The sequence below is a fragment of the uncultured Psychrosphaera sp. genome, from assembly GCF_947500655.1.
In the GTDB taxonomy this organism is placed as follows: domain Bacteria; phylum Pseudomonadota; class Gammaproteobacteria; order Enterobacterales; family Alteromonadaceae; genus Psychrosphaera.
Map to the genome: position 1 here is coordinate 64,021 of NZ_CANMSK010000001.1, position 20,432 is coordinate 84,452.

Annotated in this window: 19 protein-coding genes; 5 read left to right on the forward strand and 14 right to left on the reverse strand. The window is 35.2% G+C overall.

Annotated elements, in window-relative coordinates; all coding sequences use genetic code 11:
• Nucleotides 1-5 precede the first annotated feature (5 nt).
• From cheD to Q0940_RS00315, 8 genes are all read right to left on the reverse strand, one after another.
• On the reverse strand, nt 6-659 hold the full coding sequence (gene cheD, locus Q0940_RS00280; RefSeq protein WP_299262528.1) for a chemoreceptor glutamine deamidase CheD: 654 nt from the start codon (nt 657-659) through the stop codon (nt 6-8).
• Between the two features lie 18 nt (nt 660-677).
• Nucleotides 678-1,514, reverse strand: coding sequence for a protein-glutamate O-methyltransferase CheR (locus Q0940_RS00285; protein ID WP_299262530.1), 837 nt, complete (start codon nt 1,512-1,514; stop codon nt 678-680).
• 8 nt (nt 1,515-1,522) lie between these two features.
• Entirely contained in the window at nt 1,523-3,388 is a 1,866-nt protein-coding gene (locus tag Q0940_RS00290; protein WP_299262533.1) for a methyl-accepting chemotaxis protein, read from the reverse strand.
• A 112-nt stretch (nt 3,389-3,500) separates the two neighbouring features.
• Nucleotides 3,501-3,962: a chemotaxis protein CheW gene (locus tag Q0940_RS00295; protein WP_229793384.1), complete on the reverse strand. Its 462-nt coding sequence runs from the start codon at nt 3,960-3,962 to the stop codon at nt 3,501-3,503.
• On the reverse strand, nt 3,959-4,495 hold the full coding sequence (locus Q0940_RS00300) for a chemotaxis protein CheW (protein ID WP_299262542.1): 537 nt from the start codon (nt 4,493-4,495) through the stop codon (nt 3,959-3,961). Before Q0940_RS00300 ends, Q0940_RS00295 begins: the two co-directional genes overlap by 4 nt.
• Entirely contained in the window at nt 4,495-6,657 is a 2,163-nt protein-coding gene (locus tag Q0940_RS00305) for a chemotaxis protein CheA (RefSeq protein WP_299262545.1), read from the reverse strand. Before Q0940_RS00305 ends, Q0940_RS00300 begins: the two co-directional genes overlap by 1 nt.
• A gap of 5 nt (nt 6,658-6,662) precedes the next feature.
• Nucleotides 6,663-7,025, reverse strand: coding sequence for a response regulator (locus Q0940_RS00310; RefSeq protein ID WP_299262548.1), 363 nt, complete (start codon nt 7,023-7,025; stop codon nt 6,663-6,665).
• Nucleotides 7,026-7,040: 15 nt separating this feature from the next.
• Nucleotides 7,041-7,331 carry a hypothetical protein gene (locus Q0940_RS00315; RefSeq protein ID WP_299262551.1) on the reverse strand — a complete coding sequence of 97 codons (291 nt, stop codon included), beginning with the start codon at nt 7,329-7,331 and terminating at the stop codon, nt 7,041-7,043.
• A 260-nt stretch (nt 7,332-7,591) separates the two neighbouring features.
• Here Q0940_RS00315 and Q0940_RS00320 point away from each other — a divergent pair, with 260 nt between their 5' ends.
• Nucleotides 7,592-8,392 (forward strand): hypothetical protein, encoded by an 801-nt coding sequence (locus tag Q0940_RS00320; protein WP_299262554.1) that lies wholly within the window; start codon nt 7,592-7,594, stop codon nt 8,390-8,392.
• Between the two features lie 75 nt (nt 8,393-8,467).
• Here the strand turns inward: Q0940_RS00320 and Q0940_RS00325 are convergent, their stop codons facing one another.
• From Q0940_RS00325 to Q0940_RS00335, 3 genes are all read right to left on the reverse strand, one after another.
• Nucleotides 8,468-8,797, reverse strand: a complete 330-nt coding sequence (locus Q0940_RS00325) for a response regulator (RefSeq protein WP_299262557.1) — start codon at nt 8,795-8,797, stop codon at nt 8,468-8,470.
• A 107-nt stretch (nt 8,798-8,904) separates the two neighbouring features.
• Nucleotides 8,905-9,468, reverse strand: coding sequence for a histidine kinase dimerization/phospho-acceptor domain-containing protein (locus Q0940_RS00330; RefSeq protein ID WP_299262560.1), 564 nt, complete (start codon nt 9,466-9,468; stop codon nt 8,905-8,907).
• A 2-nt stretch (nt 9,469-9,470) separates the two neighbouring features.
• On the reverse strand, nt 9,471-10,628 hold the full coding sequence (locus Q0940_RS00335) for a response regulator (RefSeq protein ID WP_299262563.1): 1,158 nt from the start codon (nt 10,626-10,628) through the stop codon (nt 9,471-9,473).
• Nucleotides 10,629-11,021: 393 nt separating this feature from the next.
• On the opposite strand from Q0940_RS00335, the gene Q0940_RS00340 reads away from it, so the two are divergent.
• Nucleotides 11,022-12,242: an SPOR domain-containing protein gene (locus Q0940_RS00340; RefSeq protein ID WP_299262570.1), complete on the forward strand. Its 1,221-nt coding sequence runs from the start codon at nt 11,022-11,024 to the stop codon at nt 12,240-12,242.
• A gap of 177 nt (nt 12,243-12,419) precedes the next feature.
• Here Q0940_RS00340 and Q0940_RS00345 read toward each other — a convergent pair whose 3' ends face one another.
• The gene (locus Q0940_RS00345; RefSeq protein ID WP_299262574.1) at nt 12,420-14,948 is read right to left on the reverse strand and encodes an EAL domain-containing protein; all 2,529 of its coding nucleotides are present in this window, start codon (nt 14,946-14,948) and stop codon (nt 12,420-12,422) included.
• Between the two features lie 155 nt (nt 14,949-15,103).
• Between Q0940_RS00345 and Q0940_RS00350 the strand changes: the two genes are divergently transcribed.
• Both Q0940_RS00350 and Q0940_RS00355 read left to right on the forward strand, forming a co-directional pair.
• Nucleotides 15,104-15,520, forward strand: a complete 417-nt coding sequence (locus tag Q0940_RS00350; protein ID WP_299262577.1) for a hypothetical protein — start codon at nt 15,104-15,106, stop codon at nt 15,518-15,520.
• Between the two features lie 12 nt (nt 15,521-15,532).
• Entirely contained in the window at nt 15,533-15,982 is a 450-nt protein-coding gene (locus Q0940_RS00355; protein WP_299262580.1) for a YchJ family metal-binding protein, read from the forward strand.
• Between the two features lie 150 nt (nt 15,983-16,132).
• Here Q0940_RS00355 and ppsA read toward each other — a convergent pair whose 3' ends face one another.
• Complete coding sequence (gene ppsA / locus Q0940_RS00360; RefSeq protein ID WP_299262583.1) at nt 16,133-18,508, reverse strand: phosphoenolpyruvate synthase; 2,376 nt, start codon at nt 18,506-18,508, stop codon at nt 16,133-16,135.
• A gap of 169 nt (nt 18,509-18,677) precedes the next feature.
• Here ppsA and Q0940_RS00365 point away from each other — a divergent pair, with 169 nt between their 5' ends.
• Nucleotides 18,678-19,490 (forward strand): pyruvate, water dikinase regulatory protein, encoded by an 813-nt coding sequence (locus Q0940_RS00365; protein WP_299262586.1) that lies wholly within the window; start codon nt 18,678-18,680, stop codon nt 19,488-19,490.
• A gap of 33 nt (nt 19,491-19,523) precedes the next feature.
• Here Q0940_RS00365 and Q0940_RS00370 read toward each other — a convergent pair whose 3' ends face one another.
• On the reverse strand, nt 19,524-20,309 hold the full coding sequence (locus tag Q0940_RS00370; RefSeq protein WP_299262588.1) for a heparan-alpha-glucosaminide N-acetyltransferase: 786 nt from the start codon (nt 20,307-20,309) through the stop codon (nt 19,524-19,526).
• Between the last annotated feature and the right edge of the window lie 123 nt (nt 20,310-20,432).

Sequence of the window (20,432 nt, forward strand, 5' to 3'; positions counted from 1 at the left end):
AATTATTAGAACAACTCTATTTCCCCACCTACTTCACTATTGTCTATAACGCTACGATAATCATTTTCACGTCGTACGATAGTGTCGTTTTGTAAGTTATATAATTTCTTAACAAAGGCTTGACCTGTGGTGGGATCAAATAGCACTTTCCTTGGGTGAACTGAACCAACATCTGTTTTAACAATTTCTATATTTTCGTTATCCAAGTACTCAAGTACAAACTCGATGTTACGTTCACCAACATCCGACAATTTTTTCAAAACTTTACCACCACCAAAAACTTTGGCCTTTAAATTAACTTTTCGGCCGCCGTATTTGAGTATCGTATTAACTAAGTGCTCCATTGCAAAATTACCATATCGAGTCGAGTCAGAAGATTTACCTCTGCTCCCCCAATTTACTTCGTGTTCTTCTTGAGCTGTAACTGGCAACATAAAATGATTCATACCGCCTATTTTTGCATATTCATCCCAAATGCAAGCGGATATACAAGATCCTAATGTGGTTGCTATTAATGAATGAGACTTAGATATGAAAAACTCCCCTGGCAATATCTTAGATACGGGGCACTGCCTTTGTTTATCAAAGTAATGATTTATATGTACAAACTCGGGAAAACAGTTTGCAGTGTACTCTTCCATGGCTTCGTGACTATGCAATGTATTATTCTTCCAATATTAGACTTTTCTAAAGACGGTGCGTCCTACCGTTTCGAAATTTTCTTGGCATTTACCTAAATTTTCACTATGTCCTAAAATTAACAAACCACCAGGGCTTAATAACTGATGAAACCGACTGAATAGATCATTTTGCGTTTCTTTATCAAAATAAATAACAACATTACGACAAAAAATAACATCAAAAGGCCCTTTCATTGGCCATTCGTGTAATAGATTTAACTGCTTGAATGTAATTAAGTCTTTTATATTTTGTTTTGCTCTAATTCTTTCTTTATTTTGAGCTGTACCTGTACTGAAAAATCGTTTTTTAGTGGCAATCGGCATAATATTATTTTTGTCTAAATATATACCGTCACTCGCCTTAGCTAATACGTTACTATCAATATCTGTTGCTAAAATTTTCACATCCCAGCTTGATAGTTTGTCCGCCATAAAGTCCATCACTGTCATGGCGATAGAATACGGTTCTTCTCCCGTTGAACTTGCGGATGACCATATTCTTATCCGCTTATTTGAATTGTTTTTTAACAGCTGAGGTAACTCAGTTCGTGTTAAAAATTCAAAGTGGTGCGATTCCCTAAAAAAGCTAGTTAAGTTTGTGGTGATTGCATTAACAAAGTACGTCATTTCACTTTTGGGGTTTGTTCTTAATAATTGGCAATATTGAGTAAAGCTATCGAATTTTCGTTCTCTCACTATCTGAGATAAACGTCGATAAACCATCTCTCTTTTACCTTCACTAAGTACAATCCCCGTATTCTCATACACAAACTCACAAATGAATTTGAAGTCCTTTTCTGACAATACTGAGTCTGCTGTGCGAGTATTATCCATAACCTCCTCTAAAACTCTTCCCACTCTTGATCAGACGGCGTAGATGGGCGTACTTTGTGAGATGTTAATGGTCTTGATTTAGGTGCTGTGCTTGGCCTTACTTGAGCAGACCGAGCTTGGGTAGGTCTAGCTTGAGGCGTTCTTCTAACAGGCGTAACAACTTCTTCCTCCTCATCTTCTTCTCCGTTATTAAAAAAGGCAATTTGCTGTAATAAGGATTGCGCTTGATCTTCCATTGATTGACTAGACGCACTTGCTTCTTCAACTAAAGCTGCATTTTGTTGAGTCATTTCATCCATTTGGCTTACGGCTGCACTCACTTCGCCAATGCCTGCAGATTGTTCTTTCCCTGCGTTATCAATATCGGTAAGCATTCGACTTACTTCGTCAATGGCAGAGACTAATTCAGTAAACGTTTGGCCTGTCGCATCCACTAATTTAGTGCCCTGGCTTACGGCTTCAACACTGTCATTGATTAACCCTTTAATTTCTTTTGCGGCACCAGCTGAACGTTGAGCAAGATTTCTTACCTCAGCCGCTACAACAGCAAAACCACGGCCTTGCTCTCCAGCTCTCGCGGCTTCAACGGCTGCATTTAACGCTAATAGGTTGGTTTGGAAGGCAATCTCATCGATTACGCTAATAATATCTGCAATTTTTTTACTGGATTTGTTGATATCGCTCATTGCAGTGATTGCATTTTTAACCACATCGCCGCCATCAGTGGCTTTTTGCATAACACCAGCAGATAACTTAGTGGCTTCCGTCGCATTTTCTGCATTTTGCTGAACGGTACTGGTTAACTCTTCCATTGCCGATGCAGTTTCTTCTAAGCTTGATGCTTGAGTTTCTGTACGGTGGCTTAGTTCGTTATTACCAGCGGCAATTTCTTTAGATGAATCAAATACTTGTTTTGATGCATAACGAATATTACTAACCATGCCATTTAATACATCGATAAATTCATTAATTGAAATGCCAATAATATTAAACTCTCCAATTAATTCGTTTTCAATTTTTTGGGTTAAATCGCCTTCAGATAAAGTCATTAACGTTTCTTTAATTTGAGCTATGGCTTTTTTACGTGCGGTTATGTCAGTTGCGTATTTTACCACTTTCATCGTCTTGCCGCTTAAATCTAAAATTGGATTGTATGACGCTTGTATCCAGACCTCTTTTCCAGCTTTACCTATGCGTAAATACTCATTAGTGTCATATTCTCCACGATTTAACTTTTCCCAAAACTGCTGATACTCAAGTGAGCTTTTATAACTAGGTGTTACAAATATACTGTGATGTTGACCTTGTACCTCAGCAAGTGAATAACCCATTGCATTTAAAAAGTTATCATTAGCAGTGGTAATAGTGCCGTCCAAGTTAAATTCGATAACAGCTTGTGATTTACTAATGGCTTGTATTTGTCCTTCGAAATCCGCATTTTTTAGTTTTTGCTCAGTGACATCAGTAGCAAACTTAATCACTTTATAAGGCTTATTATTCGCATCAAAAATAGGATTGTAAGAGGCTGCAATCCAAACTTCTTTGCCACTTTTCGCTATACGTTTATATTCTTTTTGTTCAAATTTACCTGCATTTAAACTTTCCCAGAACTCTTTATATTCATAACTATTTTCAAAATTAGGCTCGACAAATATACGGTGATGTTTACCTTTAATTTCGTCAAGGCTATAGCCCATCGCATTCAAAAAGTTATCATTAGCGGTGATAATAGTGCCATCCATTTCGAACTCAATGATAGCCTGGACTTTATGAATGGCCTTCATTTGCGCCTGCATTTCTCTCAGTTCAACATTGTTACTTTGTGGCTCAACCGAATTATTTACGCTTGTTGTCGTGTTCTCATCTGTGCTCATATCGATATTTCCTTCCGATTGAATATCATCGTTTAATTTTTGTTAGTTTTCTATTAAGAATATTGTGCAACTACTATCTTGATATCATGCGTTAGATTTAGAATATTATTCACTACAAGTGATACAACTCATCCTGATTTAATAACGTTTGACTGTTTAATAAAATAATCAACTTTTCGCCATGTGACGCTAACCCCTGTATAAAACAGCGGTCAATTTTATTGCCAAAGTCAGGAGCTTCTCTTATTGATTTATCACTGAATTTATAAACCTCAGACACGGCATCTACTACTAAGCCAACCACCATAGGTTTTATTGCAGTCTGGTCTCTGAGAATAACAATGACGGTTTGGTCATTATATTTAAGCGCCTGTTTTGCAAAACGTTCTCTGAGATCAACAATAGGAATGATCACACCTCTGAGATTTATCACCCCTTTTATATAGTCAGGTTTATTAGGTAATGTCGTTATAGGTGATAACACTCGAATCTCTTGGACGCATAAAATATCAACGCCAAACTCTTCACCGTCTAGCAGGAATGTTAAATACTCTTGTTCAATTTCATTCATCATTGATTACATCCATCAATTTGGTGTTTCTCAATTTTATATAACGCTTCAGGGGTTAATAATGTAACAACGTTATTGTCTTGATTAACTAAGCCGGTGATAAATTCAGGAGGTATAGAGCCACCAAACGCGGGGGCTTTTTTTATGTCATCGGCTTCTGCATTTAATACATCCGAAACGGCATCAACAACAAAACCAATAACTTTTGATTTATGCTCAACCTCAATTGTTAAGACAACGACGACCGTCGTTACTGTGTAAGTACATTGGCCAATACCAAACTTCATGCGCAAATCAATGATAGGCACAATGATGCCACGCATGTTAATCACGCCTTTGACATAATTGGGTGAGTTGGGAATTTGCGTTGGTCTTTCCCAGTTGCGAATTTCTTCAACACATAAAATATCAATAGCAAATTGTTCATTACCTAAAACAAAGGTTAGGTATTGTTCGGCGTTGTTAATGAATTCAATTCCTTCAAGGGATTGTTCACCTTGAGCAGGAATGTCTTTGGCGAGCGATTGAATATCCATTAAACAACCTCTACATTATGATTAACTGCTGTTTTTTGTGCGATTTTGGATTGTTTTAATGCCATAGTGATCATCCCTGGAATATCTAGGATCATGGCAACTGAACCATCACCTAAAATTGTCGCTCCTGAAATCCCATCTACTTGCTGATAGTTATCCTGTAAGCTTTTTATAACAACTTGCTGTTGAGCTAATAAATCATCAACCATCAAACCTACTTTTTGACCATCAAATTCCACGACTACCAATAGTGCATTTTCTATTTCTGTACACTGAGCTTCCAAGTTAAATAATTGATAGATAGGGAGCACAGGAACATTGTCTTCTCTGAGGCGATACAAAACCATATTGCCTGATACTCGATTAATTAATTCTGCTTTGGCCTGTAAGGACTCTACAATTGTAATAAGCGGGATGATGTACACTTCTGTGCCAACACGTACCAACTGCCCATCTAAAATAGCTAATGTCAGAGGTAAATTAACTTTAAAGCAGCTGCCCTTACCTGGTTCAGATTCGACTTGTATTCTGCCACCTAAAGACTGGATGTTTTTCTTAACCACATCCATGCCAACACCACGGCCAGAAATATCAGTCACCTCACTTGCGGTTGAAAAGCCAGGTTCAAACAGTAAGTCGAATACCTGAGCATCCGTAAGTGAGCTGTTAGGCTCTACAATGCCCTTTTCTATTGCTTTGTTTAATACGGCTTCTCGATTTATTCCACCGCCGTCGTCATTCACTTCTATAACAATTGAACCACCCACATGATAAGCGTTGAGCGATATTGTGCCTTTCTCACTTTTCCCATTGGCTAATCTAACTTCGGTAGACTCAATGCCATGATCTGCCGCGTTTCTTACAAGGTGAACCAAAGGGTCGCCTATTTGTTCCATAACGGTTTTATCAAGTTCAGTTTGTTCACCTTTGATAACTAGCTCTATTTGTTTACCTGTTTTTATAGATAAATCATGTATTAATCTTGGGAAACGATTAAAAGCAAAACTAATAGGCAACATGCGAATGCGCATAACACTTTCTTGTAACTCTTTGGTGTTTTGTAGCAGTTGATCTAAACCTGACGTTAGTTTTTCAACTTTAGATAAATCAAAGTCATTACCCAGTTCTGATAACATTGATTGCGTTATAACTAGCTCACCGACCAAATTAATTAGCATATCTACTTTATCAACCCCAACACGAATGGAACCAACATCAGGCTTCGCTTTTGCTGCAGGTGCTTTATCTTTACCCATAATTGCACTTTGCGGTTTAGTTGTTAATACGTTTGTATCTGTGGTGATTGCAGTTGGTGACAATGGCTCTGCTAGCTCTTGTTTAGATGATTGTTCAGATTCTGGTTGTGTACTTTGAACTTGAATGCTTTGTTCTTGAGTATCATTATTTACAGCTTCATCTTCTTGAACGTCAGAAATAGCTTCATTCGTTAATAAAGTAATTTCCAATGTACATTCATCTTCTACCCATTCGAATACTTCTTTTATGTCATCTTCTGTAGCATCTGAGCTTGTTAGTTTTATTTGCCAACTTAAATAAAGCTCTTTAGGTTCTATATCAGAAAAAGCTGGTAATTCACTGGTATTACATACAATTTCAAGATCTGCTAAATCAGCGAGTGCATTAAAAAGAAATAGAGGATCATTGCCTGTTTGTACTAAATGAGGTTGAGGAGTAAAGTTAATTAACCATGATTGTGCATCTGTAGCAGTTTGAGTTTTTTCAGATTTATTTTCGTTTTGTGGCTGTGTATCTGTGCTAGATGAATTCAGTGACTCATTTAATAAGCTCTCGACTTTACTTATACTCTCATCTTCACATACGATTTTATTATGATCGGCATCAATTAATAAACGAATACAGTCGACCGATTGAAGCAATATTTCAATATCACTTTTCAGTATTTCTCTTCTACCGTCACGCATTTCATCTAATAGGGTTTCAACTAAGTGAGTAAATTCAGTCACTTGATTAAAACCAAATGTTCCAGCTCCACCTTTAATTGAGTGAGCAGCCCTAAATATAGAATGTATGGAGTCGTCTTCTGAGCTTTGTAAATTTAACAAGCCCGTTTCCATTATTTCTAAACCTTCATAACTTTCTTCTAAAAACGTAGGGAGAAACTGTGCGAGATCAATACTCATATAGTTTACCTAACAACGCGTTTTATTGTTGCGAGTAACTTATCTGGATTAAAAGGTTTAACGAGCCACCCAGTGGCACCAGCTTCTTTACCACGTACTTTCATATCACCTGAACTTTCAGTTGTTAACATTAAAATAGGTGTAAATTCAAAAGTTGGCAATTTACGAAGCTCTTTGCAAAGTTCTATACCATTCATATTTGGCATGTTTACATCGGAAATAACGAGATCAAAGTTTTCACCTTTGGCTGTTTGAAGGCCTTGTAATCCGTCGGAGGCTTCAACCACGTCGTAACCTGCACTTTTAAGAGTGAAGCTAACCATTTGTCTAATAGAGTTAGAGTCATCTACTATCAAGAATTTAGGCATTCTTACTTCCTTGTATTAATTAATTTGGAGATATAATTTAAAATCTGAGTTTTCTAGACCAAGTTGTTTAATGCTTTGTTGTAATATTTCGGAGCTGATCTGCCATGTGAAGGTCTTCTTTTGTGTAATTAGTTCGTTCATTACAACTAACAATATTTGTACGCCAACCGTATCTATTTTATTTAATGATTTATCAGTAAAAGTAATATGCTCTGAGTTTTCAATTAACTCGGTTATATTACTTTTGAAAGCGGATAAATGAGATATCGTTAGATCATTTGGTAATTCAAACTCTTGTTTTTCCATTAAACTGATATATCCCTAATAAACATTCTTGTTCTAAAATTTATAGACAACAGATCCCCCAAACGCAAGACTGAGTTCAAAAAAAGAACAATAAAATCTCAATTTAGACAATTACTTAAATCAATAAAAAATTTAAAACTCTTAACAGCAAAATGTTTTTTTTATATCTATACTCAAAAACACTAGGGAAATAACCACTGTTTACCCATTTTTTAAAATGCGCTAATTCAGATTTAGAATAAGAAGGATGTAGACAAAATATGCCAAGCGACAACTCAAAAGTTCCAGGTCAAATATTTGCATGGTTTGAAAAAATGAAAGGGAATTATGAAAAAAACTTAGCCACTATGATGGAGCGTTTTGAACGAAATGTAGATAAACAAAATGTAAGAATAGATACTCAAAACCTAGCACACATCGAAGAGTTGAAAATCAATTACAAACAACAATTAAATGATAAAAATCAGACGGTTGAACATTTGAATAGTGAAATTGATTTTTATAAAAAACAAGTATTTAAACAACAAGAAATGCTTGAGCAATTAAATAGTCGCTACGATGCAGTAATGCATACCTTGCTGTCAGAAAAAAAACAAATATCAAACCTAAAAGAAGTTGTGAGTAGCGAGCATAATCAAACAAGCTCAGAAACGCACCATACTGACACCGCCGAACAAGAAAAATGTAATCAAGGCTCTTTAGACCAAAAGTCGTTAAAAGATATAAACATAACTATGGGTGATGTAGAGGCTAAGGAAAGTATAAAAGAGCGAGGCGACTTGTACGCCCAAGCAATGGACTTAAGACTTAATGGCGATCAAGAGAATGCATTTATCTTATTTGAAGAGGCCGCGAAGTCAGGTGATATTAAATCGATGGGAGCCTTGGCCAGAGCTTATTTTCTAAATGAAGGTGTAGAAGAAAATCAATTACTTGGCTTATCCTGGTTAATTACAGCAGCAAATTTAGGCTATGAACCAGCGATTAAAAAATGTGAAGATTTTAAACGTACCTCACCTGAATTGTATGAACAATCTCTAGCTCTTGTTGAAAAATTATAATGACTTATATCTCTGAAACTACCCATCAAGCCGCAATTATTGGTGTCGACTAGTTTTAGTTATTACACTCGTAAATCATTTAAAGCTTTCAACCGCTTTTAATAACTCCATTAACTGAAATGGTTTATGAATTGTGGCATCAAAAAGATAATCACTCGTCACTTTTAAGTCACCGGTCACTAATATCTTATAAATTGTATCTGGTAACTGTGAAGCTACCTCGTCACCTTTCAAGTCTGTTAGTCGGTAATCTACAAATAAAACATCGGGTGGCGTGTTGGTACAGTAATCAATCCCTTCATGTTCGTTGGTGAAGGTTACAACTTTGTGTTGTGTGCCTTCAAACACTAATTCGAATAGTTTTATTAATGCGATATCATCATCTAAATAAACAATGGTGGCCATTTTATATCCTTATTTTACTTGGTAAACACATTACTCACTAATCGTATTTATTGGTCTAAATAACGATGTAATATATAACTGATTTAAATATTCCATTTAATGCAGTATTATTTTTCGAGAGAACTGTCTGAACAATAAACCTGTTTCAAATCTTTAATTGTATTGGCAATCCGTTCGCTAGATTTTAAAATAACATCTAACTTTTCATTTGTATTTTTATCTATTCCTGGTTGAGACTTTAGTAACTCGGTATAGCCTGAAATAATTCCTAAGGGGTTATTTATTTCATGTGCAGTGGCGTTAACGAATTTGTTAATTTCTTCATTACTGTTCTTTGATATGTATTTTGCTGAAATAAATATATTCCTAGTTTCAACATCCATGAAAGCCGTACAGCTTAATCTGAGTGACTTGCCATTTAAATGTATATAGTTCTGTTCAAAGTTTATTAACGGTTTGTCTCTAGACAGCTCAGACATTAATTTTAATGTTTTTGTTACATCATCTTGATGCATTAGAGGTTTTATATTGGTTAATAACACCTGTTTTTTGCTGTAACCCAAGTTATGAACAAATGTGGTATTAATGTCTAATAAATTACCTTTATCATCGGTTATAAATAAAATATCATTTGAGTGATTAAAAAAGGTTTCGTACATTGCACTGTTCATCGTTAAAATAACTCAACATCACTAGAGTCTTCTAAATCGAACCCTTTATGAGCACCTGCATCTTGGACTTTTTCCATTTGGAGTTTTAAATCTTCCAGTCTATTCATTATTTCAACTAGAATTTCTTCCGCATTACTTAATTCTTCTGTGGCAGCTTCAATAAGTTTATTCAAAAATAGCTCTTGAGGCTCGGTCATTTCCAATGAATGATAACTACCAGCTATTTCTAACATAACATTTGTCATAACCGAGTTAATGATTTTGTTATGTTGACCAACACCTAACTTGAGCTCGCCTATGTTTTCAGCCAATTCAAGAATTGCTTTTCCCATACCATCTTGAGAGTACAACTCCAATATTTTGGCTTCTAATCCCTCAATCATAGCAGCTGTATAATCTCTAATTTGACCTAAACTATGTTCATCTTTTGGAGGATTTTTGATAATGAAAGAAACGTGTTCATCGTTAACTATCATACGGTTAGTAAACATATATAACCGCCCTTTGGGTTCCAACAAAGCGTAAACATCAATTTCTATCGGAGATATTTCTATGCCATCGCAACGAAAGTATGTATCTTGTGGCAACTTAAACTTAATAGATGTCTTTAGTCCAAAATATTGCATACTTTCGAAGAATACCCTCGATGCTTCTTCAATATTTTTACATTTACTTAAGTTTTTAAAAAAGTTCATCACTTGGCTATACTGTGATGCTTGCTCCATGGTTGTGTAGATTAGTTGCTGGCTTTCAGCAGCATCACAAATTAACTTTTGTTCTTTTATTTTGCGTTGAACACTGCTTCTAACTTTATAAACTAACTCCTGAAGGTCAAATGGTTTTGTTAAGTAGTCGGCTACGCCCGCTTCAAATGCAGTAAGTTTTGATAATGGGGCAGTTTCACCAGACACGATAATGATATCGACGTCAGTATTTGTGCAGTATTCACTAAAAAGTATCTCGCAGAATTCTATGCCATTAATATCAGGTAAGTTAAGATCAAGTAGTATTGTTTTTGGTGCAAACTCCTTGAATTTTTTCAATGCTTCTTTAGCGCTAGTAAAAGCCACCGTTTTGAATTCAGAATCTAAAATTTGCTGATACATGTCTAAATATTGTTTATCATCTTCTATTAAAAAAACTACATCTCTACTGCTCATAAAACGTCCTTGATTAAGAATATATTTCAATTATTAAATTTATCGCATATGCAAACTTCAAATTCATAAGTTAAGTAAATTGAATTTTAAGAGTATAGGTTGCGTTTTATAATTTTCCATTTATTGGCAAATCTAAGTGTCAGATTTTATGATTGTTTTATAAATTAAAATTATTTTTTCATATATGTAGGACAAAATTTCGAATTTTAACTACAGTTATCAATTGTTAAAGATCCACGAGGCATAAATAGGTCATCCAAAATAAAACAAGTTATTATTCACCCCTTGCTTTTAAAGGGATTAAAAAACAATTACACTAAAGAAAATACGTATTTTGTCGATAGTATTCAATATGCTATTTATTTATACAAAGATTTAAGTCCAAGGATTATCATGGCTAGAATAAAACCGTTTTTATCAATACTGTCTACTGCTCCATTACTATTAACAAACTTACCGTCTATAGCTGCTGATGGCGATATGGTTAAAAGTAAATTTAGCTTTAATTTTACTACTTTAAGATATGAAAAATATGAAAGCTCAGCGGCTCGGATCGGCTTTGGTTATAAGCCAAGTGATGATAATGGTCTTATCTTAGATTTTGGCTTAGAACATATTGTTAATTTTGACGATGTAACTAATGGCGTTGATTTTACACATGACTTTACAAACTTACGTTTAGCTCCCGGTTATCAGTTTGATATAACAGATAATTTTAGTATTACACCTAGTCTAGGTTTAGCTATTAATGTAGAAGAAATGAATGACATAGGTTTAAAAACAGGCGCAACACAAGGCTATACTGGCTTAAAACTTTCTTACGATGTCACTGATGTATTAAGTTTTGTAGTGGAAAATAATTATAACTTTGGTTCAACCTTATTTGGTGATGCAGGTTCAATTGGTATTGGTATTAAATATACACCTCAATATAAAGCAACTTCTCTTTCACTAGCAAAACCTGTAAGTCAAGATACTGTAGAACCAAGCAATACAGCTTTATCTGTTGTTCCTTTGCAAACGCCTACAGATGCCACATTAACGAGCTCTGTAACAGGTGTTGTAGACGAAACTCTATTGACTGCGCCTATAGAAGAAGATGTTGTTGAGCCAGTTGTTGTAGAAGAAAATACAGACTATGCTAACTTACCTTACACTATTCAACTTGGTGCATTCAGCAGTATGGCATCAGTAGATAGATTCTTACAACAAAACTCAATACCAGCTGAAGATGCGTATACGAGAAACATTAATGGTTTAAATAAAGTTTATTATAAAGGCTATGAAAGCCTAACGTCGGCAAAACAAGCGTTAAGCGAGCTGAAATCTAAAGGTATTAATGGATATGTACTAAATACACCAAAACTAGCTGCTAATAAGCCAGCTGTTCTTGGTTCTGTTTATGCCATTCAATTAGGTAGCTTCAATTCATTACGTTCTGCGGATTCTATTATTAATAAACTGCAGGAATTAGACCGCCAAACTTTTATAAAAACATCTGACGATTTAATAAAGTTATATACGGGTAAATTCAATACTCAAGCTAACGCTGAGTCAGAATTAGCTCGATTAAAAGACTTAAATATTAATGGGTTTGTTGCTAAGGTTAATTAGTTATAAGAACCTAATTTATAGGAAACGATTTGGTGTAACCAAATCGTTTTTTTTTGCTTAGCTATTACGTATTAGACATCGTTGCCTAAGCAGTCATACCTTATTGAGGTTTCTATTAATGATTTTACTGCAGGATATGGGGCTTATATATTGCTAAATACACAGTTCATTTGTAACTCATATTTTGTTTGACTCTTCATCTAACCATTCAATATAAGCAGAAAATGGTAGCGGTCTAGATATATGGTAACCTTGAGCCATCTCGCAATTTAACGACTTTAATAGGTCAAGAGTTTTTTGATCTTCAACACCTTCAGCCACAACATCTAAGCCAAGACTATTAGCCATGTTTATGGTTGCTGAGACTATTGTGAAATCTTTTTCTGACTGATCTAAAAATTGAATAAATTCACGGTCAATTTTTAATTTATCAAATGGATGTTTACTAACATAAGTTAATGATGAATAACCGGTACCAAAATCATCAATAGCTAAACTGAAACCGATATCTTTTAATTCCAACATATTACGCGTGAATTTTTTGGTATCGGTAACTGAGACTGTCTCAGTTAATTCTAATACAAACAACTCAGCTCGTAAGTCATATTTATTAATGGTTCTGATCAAATAAGTTATAAAGCCATTGTGCATAACATCGTGTACCGACATATTGACTGAAACAACTTGGTTTTTAATCCCTAGACTTAATAACTCAACCAAATGTATGCAACTTTGATTAAAGACCCACTCACTGAGCTTATTTATTATACCTGTATCTTCTGCAATACGAACAAATTCATCAGGCGGTATAAAACCATAGCTTGGGTGTATCCACCTTAATAACACTTCACTACCAATAACCTCCCCTGTGGCAATATTGGTTTGTGGTTGATGATAAAGCTGCAAGGTGTTTTCATCTATTGCCGTTTGTAAGTCGGATGCCAGTTGGACTTTTCTTTGATCATTACTATTAAACTGGTCATCATAAATACCGTATAAATTGCCCTTTTCAATAGCCAACTCGATGGCTTGCTGAGCTTTATTAACCAACTCGTTTGTACTTTTAATTGATTTGGTATTGGTTGAAGCCCCTATCAAACATTTAATATTGATAGATAATCCATCTGAGCTGTAACTAATAGGTTGCTGAGATGCAAAATCGTTCATTATATTTTGTAATAAATGCTCATCATTACTGGAAACTAGAAAAGCAAATACCCCTTCTCTTATCATGGCTGTTTTTGAATATTCATTTTTGCTATCAATATCAATTAGCAATAATTCATTGCTTAGCTCATGCTCTACATCTGTTATAAACTGATAAATAATGGTCTTTAAACTTTCGGTTGGTAGGTAAGGTACGATAGATTCATATTTCGCTATTGATACAATAACTACAGAAAAAGAGGCGTTTTTTTGCTTTTCAACAATAGATTCGACGGCTATTTCTAATAAATTATTATTAGCAAAACCAAATACATGATCGTGTGAAGCTTGATATAAACGTTCTTGTTCACTAATTCTTAATCTTTGGGCCAATGCCATCGCCATAAAGGTTATCTCAAATATGACACCAAATAACAAAGCATGTCGAGACCAAAAGCTATACTCAATATGTCCTGTTAATAATAAAGGTCCAACGGCCGCACCAATTAATAATGGTAACCAAGAGATGATATAAAAATTAGCCCACTTAACACCTTCTTTGATTTTTACATACATCATAATAATTCCGAGTGCATATAAAAACATTTGTAAGGTAAAGAAAAATTGAGCCGCTATATATTCAACAACAAATAGTGCAAGTACCCCAAACACTAAATTTAAATTGCTTAGTACATTAACATAACGAGTGATTTTTCGTTCGGGCTCTTCGTTAAACTTTAAAAAATGCAAGGCAAACATTAATGAGAAATAAGCCAACAAAAAATTCACAGATATAATGTTTTTGGATATAAAGTCAAACAAAGGTAATGGCATTATATAAGCGCCATAACCATGAACAATACTCAGTTCTATTAAAAAGGTTGCTATATAACCTATGTACATCACATATATTCGTTCTTGCGTTCCAACAAATAATATTAAGTTATACACACTCATAACGATAACAATACCGATAAATGCGCCCCAAATTAAATACACAGCATCTTTAAATTTATAAAAGTTTACAGTATCAAAAATTGAAATCGGGAGGTTAGCAGGCCCTGCTGTGCTGGTGTAAATTAAAAAAGAAAATTCTTGTTTAGCCTGTAGGTTTATTTTGTAATTTGGGAATCCTATTTTTTCTTTTGAGTTTGCTAAATTACTGTCGCCTAAACTACGTACGAATGTGTATTGCTCACCTACATGTTTATAGATATTAATTATATCTATCATTGGATTATCAAAAAATAAGGTTAGTTCACGAGGACGATTTAACGTATTGATAATATCAATTTGATACCAAAAACCGATATTGCCAAAGTCTGTTTTTGCTTTATTCAGTGGCACTTCATCGAATTCATCTAATCTGGACACAACTTGATTTAAGGTTAAATCGTTATTGTTGTCAGTGAGGTATTTGTATCTGATATCTATGCTTATATCATTTTGTCCAAGAGACAGATTATTTAGGCTAGTTAGAGAGGTTGTTATTTTCGTTAACAGAAATAAAATTGGAAATGTAATGAACAGAATTAATACCCACTTATTAAATTTGCTCATTTGCTATGGGTACTCCAATTAATATTATTAAAACAATGGTGATTTATTATAAACAATTTCTGAGGCTTGTAACGATAAAGCATAAAAAAGTGTTGAATTTTAATACTGGATAAACTACTGTATACAAAACCACTGTACAAATTAACAGGATTAAAATGAATACTAACAATATAAAAGCTACATCCTTAGATGAAACAATGCAATGTATTGAGCATATTCCAAAACCAGAATTAAGCTCTCATCTTGAGTTAGTCAATATTATTAAACGTTTTGAATATTGCAGTGGCTGGACTTTATTGATTGCACCAGATCACTTACCTAAAAAAGACGTATTAAAGAGATATGCTGTTAACTTAGATAAAGTTCTTATTGTTCATAAGAGACACTGTACCGATGTTTTATTTACGGCCTACCAAGGGTTAAGAAATGAGAACTGTTCAGCATTAGTAATTTGGGATGGTTTAATTTCAACTAGTGAATATGCTCTTTTAAACGCTAAGGCAAAAACAGTAAATACAGCGCTTTACTTACTAAATAAAAACACTGATGATCAAGTCTTAGTTCACCACTAGAAATTAACTATTATGTTGTGTTTTTGTAAGTCAGGAGAATCTTTCTCCAATTGTTGTGAAGCTCTGTTATCAGGTAAAACACCAGCTGATACCTGTGAGCAATTAATGAGATCTAGATTTAGCGCATTTGCTAGCGGCAACACATCTTATTTACTAGCGACTAGTTCTGTTGATTTAGCTAAATCATTGACTCAACAAGAGTTAATTGAAACCTGTGATACATTTAGCTTTGTGCATTTAGATGTATTAAATCATGATCAAGATACCGTTGAGTTTATCGCTCACTTATTATTGGGTGATCAACATCACCAAATTCATGAACGCTCTCACTTTATAAAACAAAATGGTAATTGGAAATACGATACCGGCGAATTATCTGATACACCAATTATAAAGCTTAATAGAAACGATTTATGTCCTTGTCAGTCAGGCAAAAAATTCAAAAAGTGCCATTCAGTTTAACCCTATCCATAAGCCATAAGCCATAAGCCATAAGCCATAAACCATAAACCATAAACCATAAACCATAAAAAGAATAGCCGACTTTTAAACATAAAAAAACGCGATGTATAAATACACCGCGCTGTGTCTAGCTATTGTAAAAACAAAAAGTTAACTTTTTTGTTGTTCAGCCAAGTATAACCAAGTTTCTAATACTGTATCTGGGTTTAACGAGACAGAATCAATCCCTTGTTCAACTAACCATTCAGCAAAGTCTTCATGATCTGATGGACCTTGACCACAAATCCCTATGTATTTACCTTTTGCTTTACACGCTTTTATTGCCATAGAAAGTAGCATTTTAATTGACTCATCACGCTCATCAAACAAATGGGCAATTAAGCCAGAGTCTCTATCTAGGCCAAGTGTTAGCTGAGTTAAGTCGTTTGAACCAATCGAGAATCCATCAAAGTACTCCAAGAATTGATCGGCTAATAAAGCATTGGATGGTAATTCACACATCATGATCACGCGTAAACCATTTTCACCACGTTTTAAGCCATGTTCAGTTAATAGTTCACTGACTTTTTTCGCTTCAGCTACCGTTCTTACAAATGGGATCATGACTTCAACATTAGTAAAGCCCATGTCGTCACGAACACGTTTTAACGCCTCACACTCTAATGCAAAACACTCTCTAAAGTCCTCAGATATATATCGAGCCGCACCACGATAACCTATCATAGGGTTTTCTTCTTCCGGCTCATATTGATCGCCGCCAACAAGATTGGCATATTCATTAGATTTAAAGTCAGACATTCTAACAATGACTTTTTCTGGATAGAAAGCTGACGCTAACGTAGCCACACCTTCTTTAATCTTATTGATATAGAACTCAACTGGCGACTCATAACCTGCAATCAACTCGTCAATTTCTTCTTTTAAATCTGCATCTTGTTGTTCGTAGTTAATTAACGCTTTTGGATGCACACCAATCATTCTATTGATAATAAACTCAAGACGAGCAAGACCAACACCAGCATTTGGTAGACGAGCAAAGTCAAACGCCCTATCAGGATTACCCACGTTCATCATTACCTTAATTGGTAAATCAGGCATTTGATCTACTTTTGATGTAACTACATCAAAAGGTAAAATCTCACCATAAATAAACCCAGTGTCACCTTCAGCACAAGATACGGTAATTTCATCTCCTGTTGTTAATAACTCAGTCGCATTACCACAACCAACGACTGCAGGAATACCAAGTTCACGTGCGATAATTGCTGCATGACAGGTTCTGCCACCACGGTTTGTCACTATAGCGGATGCACGCTTCATGATAGGTTCCCAATCAGGATCTGTCATATCAGTTACCAGTACATCACCTGGTAAAATCTTATCCATTTCAGCGATTGAGCTTAATACTTTAGCGGTACCAGAACCAACTTTGTGACCGATAGCACGACCTTCACAAACGACAGTTCCACGCTTTTCAAGTTGGAATGTTTCTATTACGTTAGCTTCTTCGTTACTACGAACGGTTTCTGGTCTAGCTTGGACTATGTATAACTGGCCATCTAAACCATCTTTAGCCCATTCTATATCCATAGCTCGGCCGTAATGTTTTTCTATGGTTACGGCTTGTTTGGCTAACTCCATAACTTCATCTTCGGTTAACGAAAACTGGTTACATTTTTCAGCGTCAACATCTTCTATCTTGACTTGTTTACCGTGCCCCTGATCTTCTGAATAGATCATTTGAATGGCTTTACTGCCCATTGTTTTACGTACGACAGCAGGTCTATTAGCTGCTAGAGTTGGTTTGTGTACATAAAACTCATCAGGGTTTACCGCACCTTGCACGACCATTTCACCTAAACCATAAGCCGAGGTAACAAATACAACATCTTCAAAGCCAGATTCGGTATCGATTGAGAACATAACACCTGAAGATGACATGTCTGAGCGGACCATACGTTGTATACCAGCAGATAAAGCAACGCCTTTATGATCATAACCTTGGTGTACACGATAGGAAATTGCTCTGTCGTTAAATAAAGATGCAAATACATGTTTTACCGCAACTTTTATGGCGTTTAAGCCTTTAACGTTTAAAAAGGTCTCTTGCTGTCCGGCAAACGAAGCATCTGGCATATCCTCAGCTGTTGCCGATGAACGTACAGCAAATGAAGCTTGCTCACCTAATTCACCAGCCAGTTGTTGGTAAGAATCTGCAATAGCTTGGTCTAGGTTATCAGTGAACGGCGTTTCTATAATCCAATTACGAATTTGCTCGCCCACTTTTACTAATTCATTAAGATCTTCAACATCTAACGACTCCAACACATCGTGGATACGTTTTTCTAAGCCACTTTGCTCTAGAAATTCATTAAACGCGTATGATGTAGTAGCAAAACCGCCAGGCACTTTTACCCCAGCATTTGCTAAATTACTGATCATTTCGCCTAACGACGCATTTTTACCACCAACTTGGCTTACGTCATTCATTCCTAATTGCTGATACCAAAGTACATATTCTTGCACGATGCAATCTCCAAAATTATAGTTGTTTTATTTTAGTTGCGTTAAAATGTATGTTCTGTATTTTGTAATATTACAAAAGCACTTTCATAATAGGTGCATTCTACACCGAGTTTTTAACCTTATACAAATGTAATTATTTTTGTTGATTTATTACTACAAGAGAAGATAAATGTCCCACACTGCCTTTTATATATCAGACGGAACAGCCATCACAGCTGAAGTCATTGGTCATGCGACCTTGTCACAATATCCTATTGAAATAGAGCATATAACCAGCCCATTTATTGAAACTAAAGAGTTGGCATTACAACTGTGCGATCATATAAACCGTTGTTATAAAACAACAGGCAATCGCCCTTTTGTATTCTTTACTTTTGTTGAGCAAGAATTTAAAAAGTTAATTAAACAAACTGAGTGTATTAGTTTTGATGTACTAAGCCCGTTTACTAAAGACATTAGTTCTGTACTTGGAATGCAACCAACACCAAAACTGCACAGAACCCATTCTATTAACCTAGAAAGTTACGACTATAGAATAGGCGCAATGAACTATGCACTTGCCAATGATGACGGACAAACCACCAAACATTATGATGATGCAGATGTGATATTAGTGGGTGTATCAAGAAGTGGTAAAACGCCAACCAGTTTATACCTAGCCTTGCAGTACGGTATTAAAGCAGCAAACTACCCATTTGTTGAAGACGATATGGAGCACTTAGCCTTATCAAAAGAATTAAACAAGAATAAGAAACGAATTTTTGGTTTAACTATTGACCCAGCAAGACTCGCCGCCATAAGACATGAACGTTACGCTAATAGTAAATACGCATCTATACGTCAATGCAGGATGGAATTAAGGGAAGTTGAACGCATGTATAAGAAGTATAAGATCCCATTTATAAATACCACGCACTTTTCGGTAGAAGAAATTTCTGCCAAAGTGATATCTGAAATGGGATTAGAAAGACGTAAGTATTAGTCTCCCTAGTCTGTACGTGCCTTCTTTTACGCTTTAGTTTACATATTCTAAAGCGTAAAAAATGCCAAACAATATAGGCTGATGCACCAAATAAATAATTAAGCTGTGTTGGCCCATGGTTTCAATAAATCTACTTAACTTACTTACGGGCTTATTTTTGTGTTCGGACAAGGTAAATGAGCCTACCTTGTTGCCTGTTTCACTAATAAACCAATGTCCCCAATAAATCCCAATCAGTACCACACCAATCCAAGGAACCAAAGGTAAAAAGTCTAATGCTGGCCTTAAGGTTTCACCCATTCCTATCCAATGTAACCAAATAGAATTGAATAATGGGAATGTAATACTGTGACCTATAGCAAAAATAGCGATACCTAGCGCTAAGGCTAACTTAGGTTTGTTTATAAAAGGTAATACAAGAAAGCTCGCCACTAAAATAAATTGTAATATACCAAATAAGGTTATTTTATTCGGTGCGATAAAGTAACTCGAGCCAGATACAAATATACAAGCGATAGCTAATTGAAAAGAACGTTTTTTGACACTCTGCCAATTAATACCTTTGTGATGCACTATTACTAAGCTAATGCCTACTAAAGCCAAAAAACCAATCACGATAACATATCGAAATGGTATCCAAGCCCCACGACCAAAAGCAGTATCAATATAGCCGAACAAATCCAAGTCATAGCAAAAATGGTAAATCACCATTAGCAGAATAAAGAAACCTCTTAACCAATCAATAAATGGCAAACGACTTGGCTTAATTGTAATAGATTCTGCTGCAATGGACTGCACTGCTGGTGTGGTTTCAGACAAAATAAATAACCTTTAATAACTTGAATTCAATTGATCAGCATCACTTTACAAAAAAAACCAACTATTTGATAGTTGGCTTTTTATTTTTATAACGCTGTGATCCCAATTACATTTATAACTGGG

Coding starts and splice junctions, on each gene's coding strand:
- Q0940_RS00285 (WP_299262530.1), bottom strand. CDS start 1,514: ATGGATAATACTCGCACAGCAGACTCAGTATTGTCAGAAAAGGACTTC.
- Q0940_RS00290 (WP_299262533.1), bottom strand. CDS start 3,388: ATGAGCACAGATGAGAACACGACAACAAGCGTAAATAATTCGGTTGAG.
- Q0940_RS00295 (WP_229793384.1), bottom strand. CDS start 3,962: ATGATGAATGAAATTGAACAAGAGTATTTAACATTCCTGCTAGACGGT.
- Q0940_RS00300 (WP_299262542.1), bottom strand. CDS start 4,495: ATGGATATTCAATCGCTCGCCAAAGACATTCCTGCTCAAGGTGAACAA.
- Q0940_RS00305 (WP_299262545.1), bottom strand. CDS start 6,657: ATGAGTATTGATCTCGCACAGTTTCTCCCTACGTTTTTAGAAGAAAGT.
- Q0940_RS00310 (WP_299262548.1), bottom strand. CDS start 7,025: ATGCCTAAATTCTTGATAGTAGATGACTCTAACTCTATTAGACAAATG.
- Q0940_RS00315 (WP_299262551.1), bottom strand. CDS start 7,331: ATGGAAAAACAAGAGTTTGAATTACCAAATGATCTAACGATATCTCAT.
- Q0940_RS00320 (WP_299262554.1), top strand. CDS start 7,592: ATGCCAAGCGACAACTCAAAAGTTCCAGGTCAAATATTTGCATGGTTT.
- Q0940_RS00325 (WP_299262557.1), bottom strand. CDS start 8,797: ATGGCCACCATTGTTTATTTAGATGATGATATCGCATTAATAAAACTA.
- Q0940_RS00330 (WP_299262560.1), bottom strand. CDS start 9,468: ATGAACAGTGCAATGTACGAAACCTTTTTTAATCACTCAAATGATATT.
- Q0940_RS00335 (WP_299262563.1), bottom strand. CDS start 10,628: ATGAGCAGTAGAGATGTAGTTTTTTTAATAGAAGATGATAAACAATAT.
- Q0940_RS00340 (WP_299262570.1), top strand. CDS start 11,022: ATGGCTAGAATAAAACCGTTTTTATCAATACTGTCTACTGCTCCATTA.
- Q0940_RS00345 (WP_299262574.1), bottom strand. CDS start 14,948: ATGAGCAAATTTAATAAGTGGGTATTAATTCTGTTCATTACATTTCCA.
- Q0940_RS00350 (WP_299262577.1), top strand. CDS start 15,104: ATGAATACTAACAATATAAAAGCTACATCCTTAGATGAAACAATGCAA.
- Q0940_RS00355 (WP_299262580.1), top strand. CDS start 15,533: ATGTTGTGTTTTTGTAAGTCAGGAGAATCTTTCTCCAATTGTTGTGAA.
- Q0940_RS00365 (WP_299262586.1), top strand. CDS start 18,678: ATGTCCCACACTGCCTTTTATATATCAGACGGAACAGCCATCACAGCT.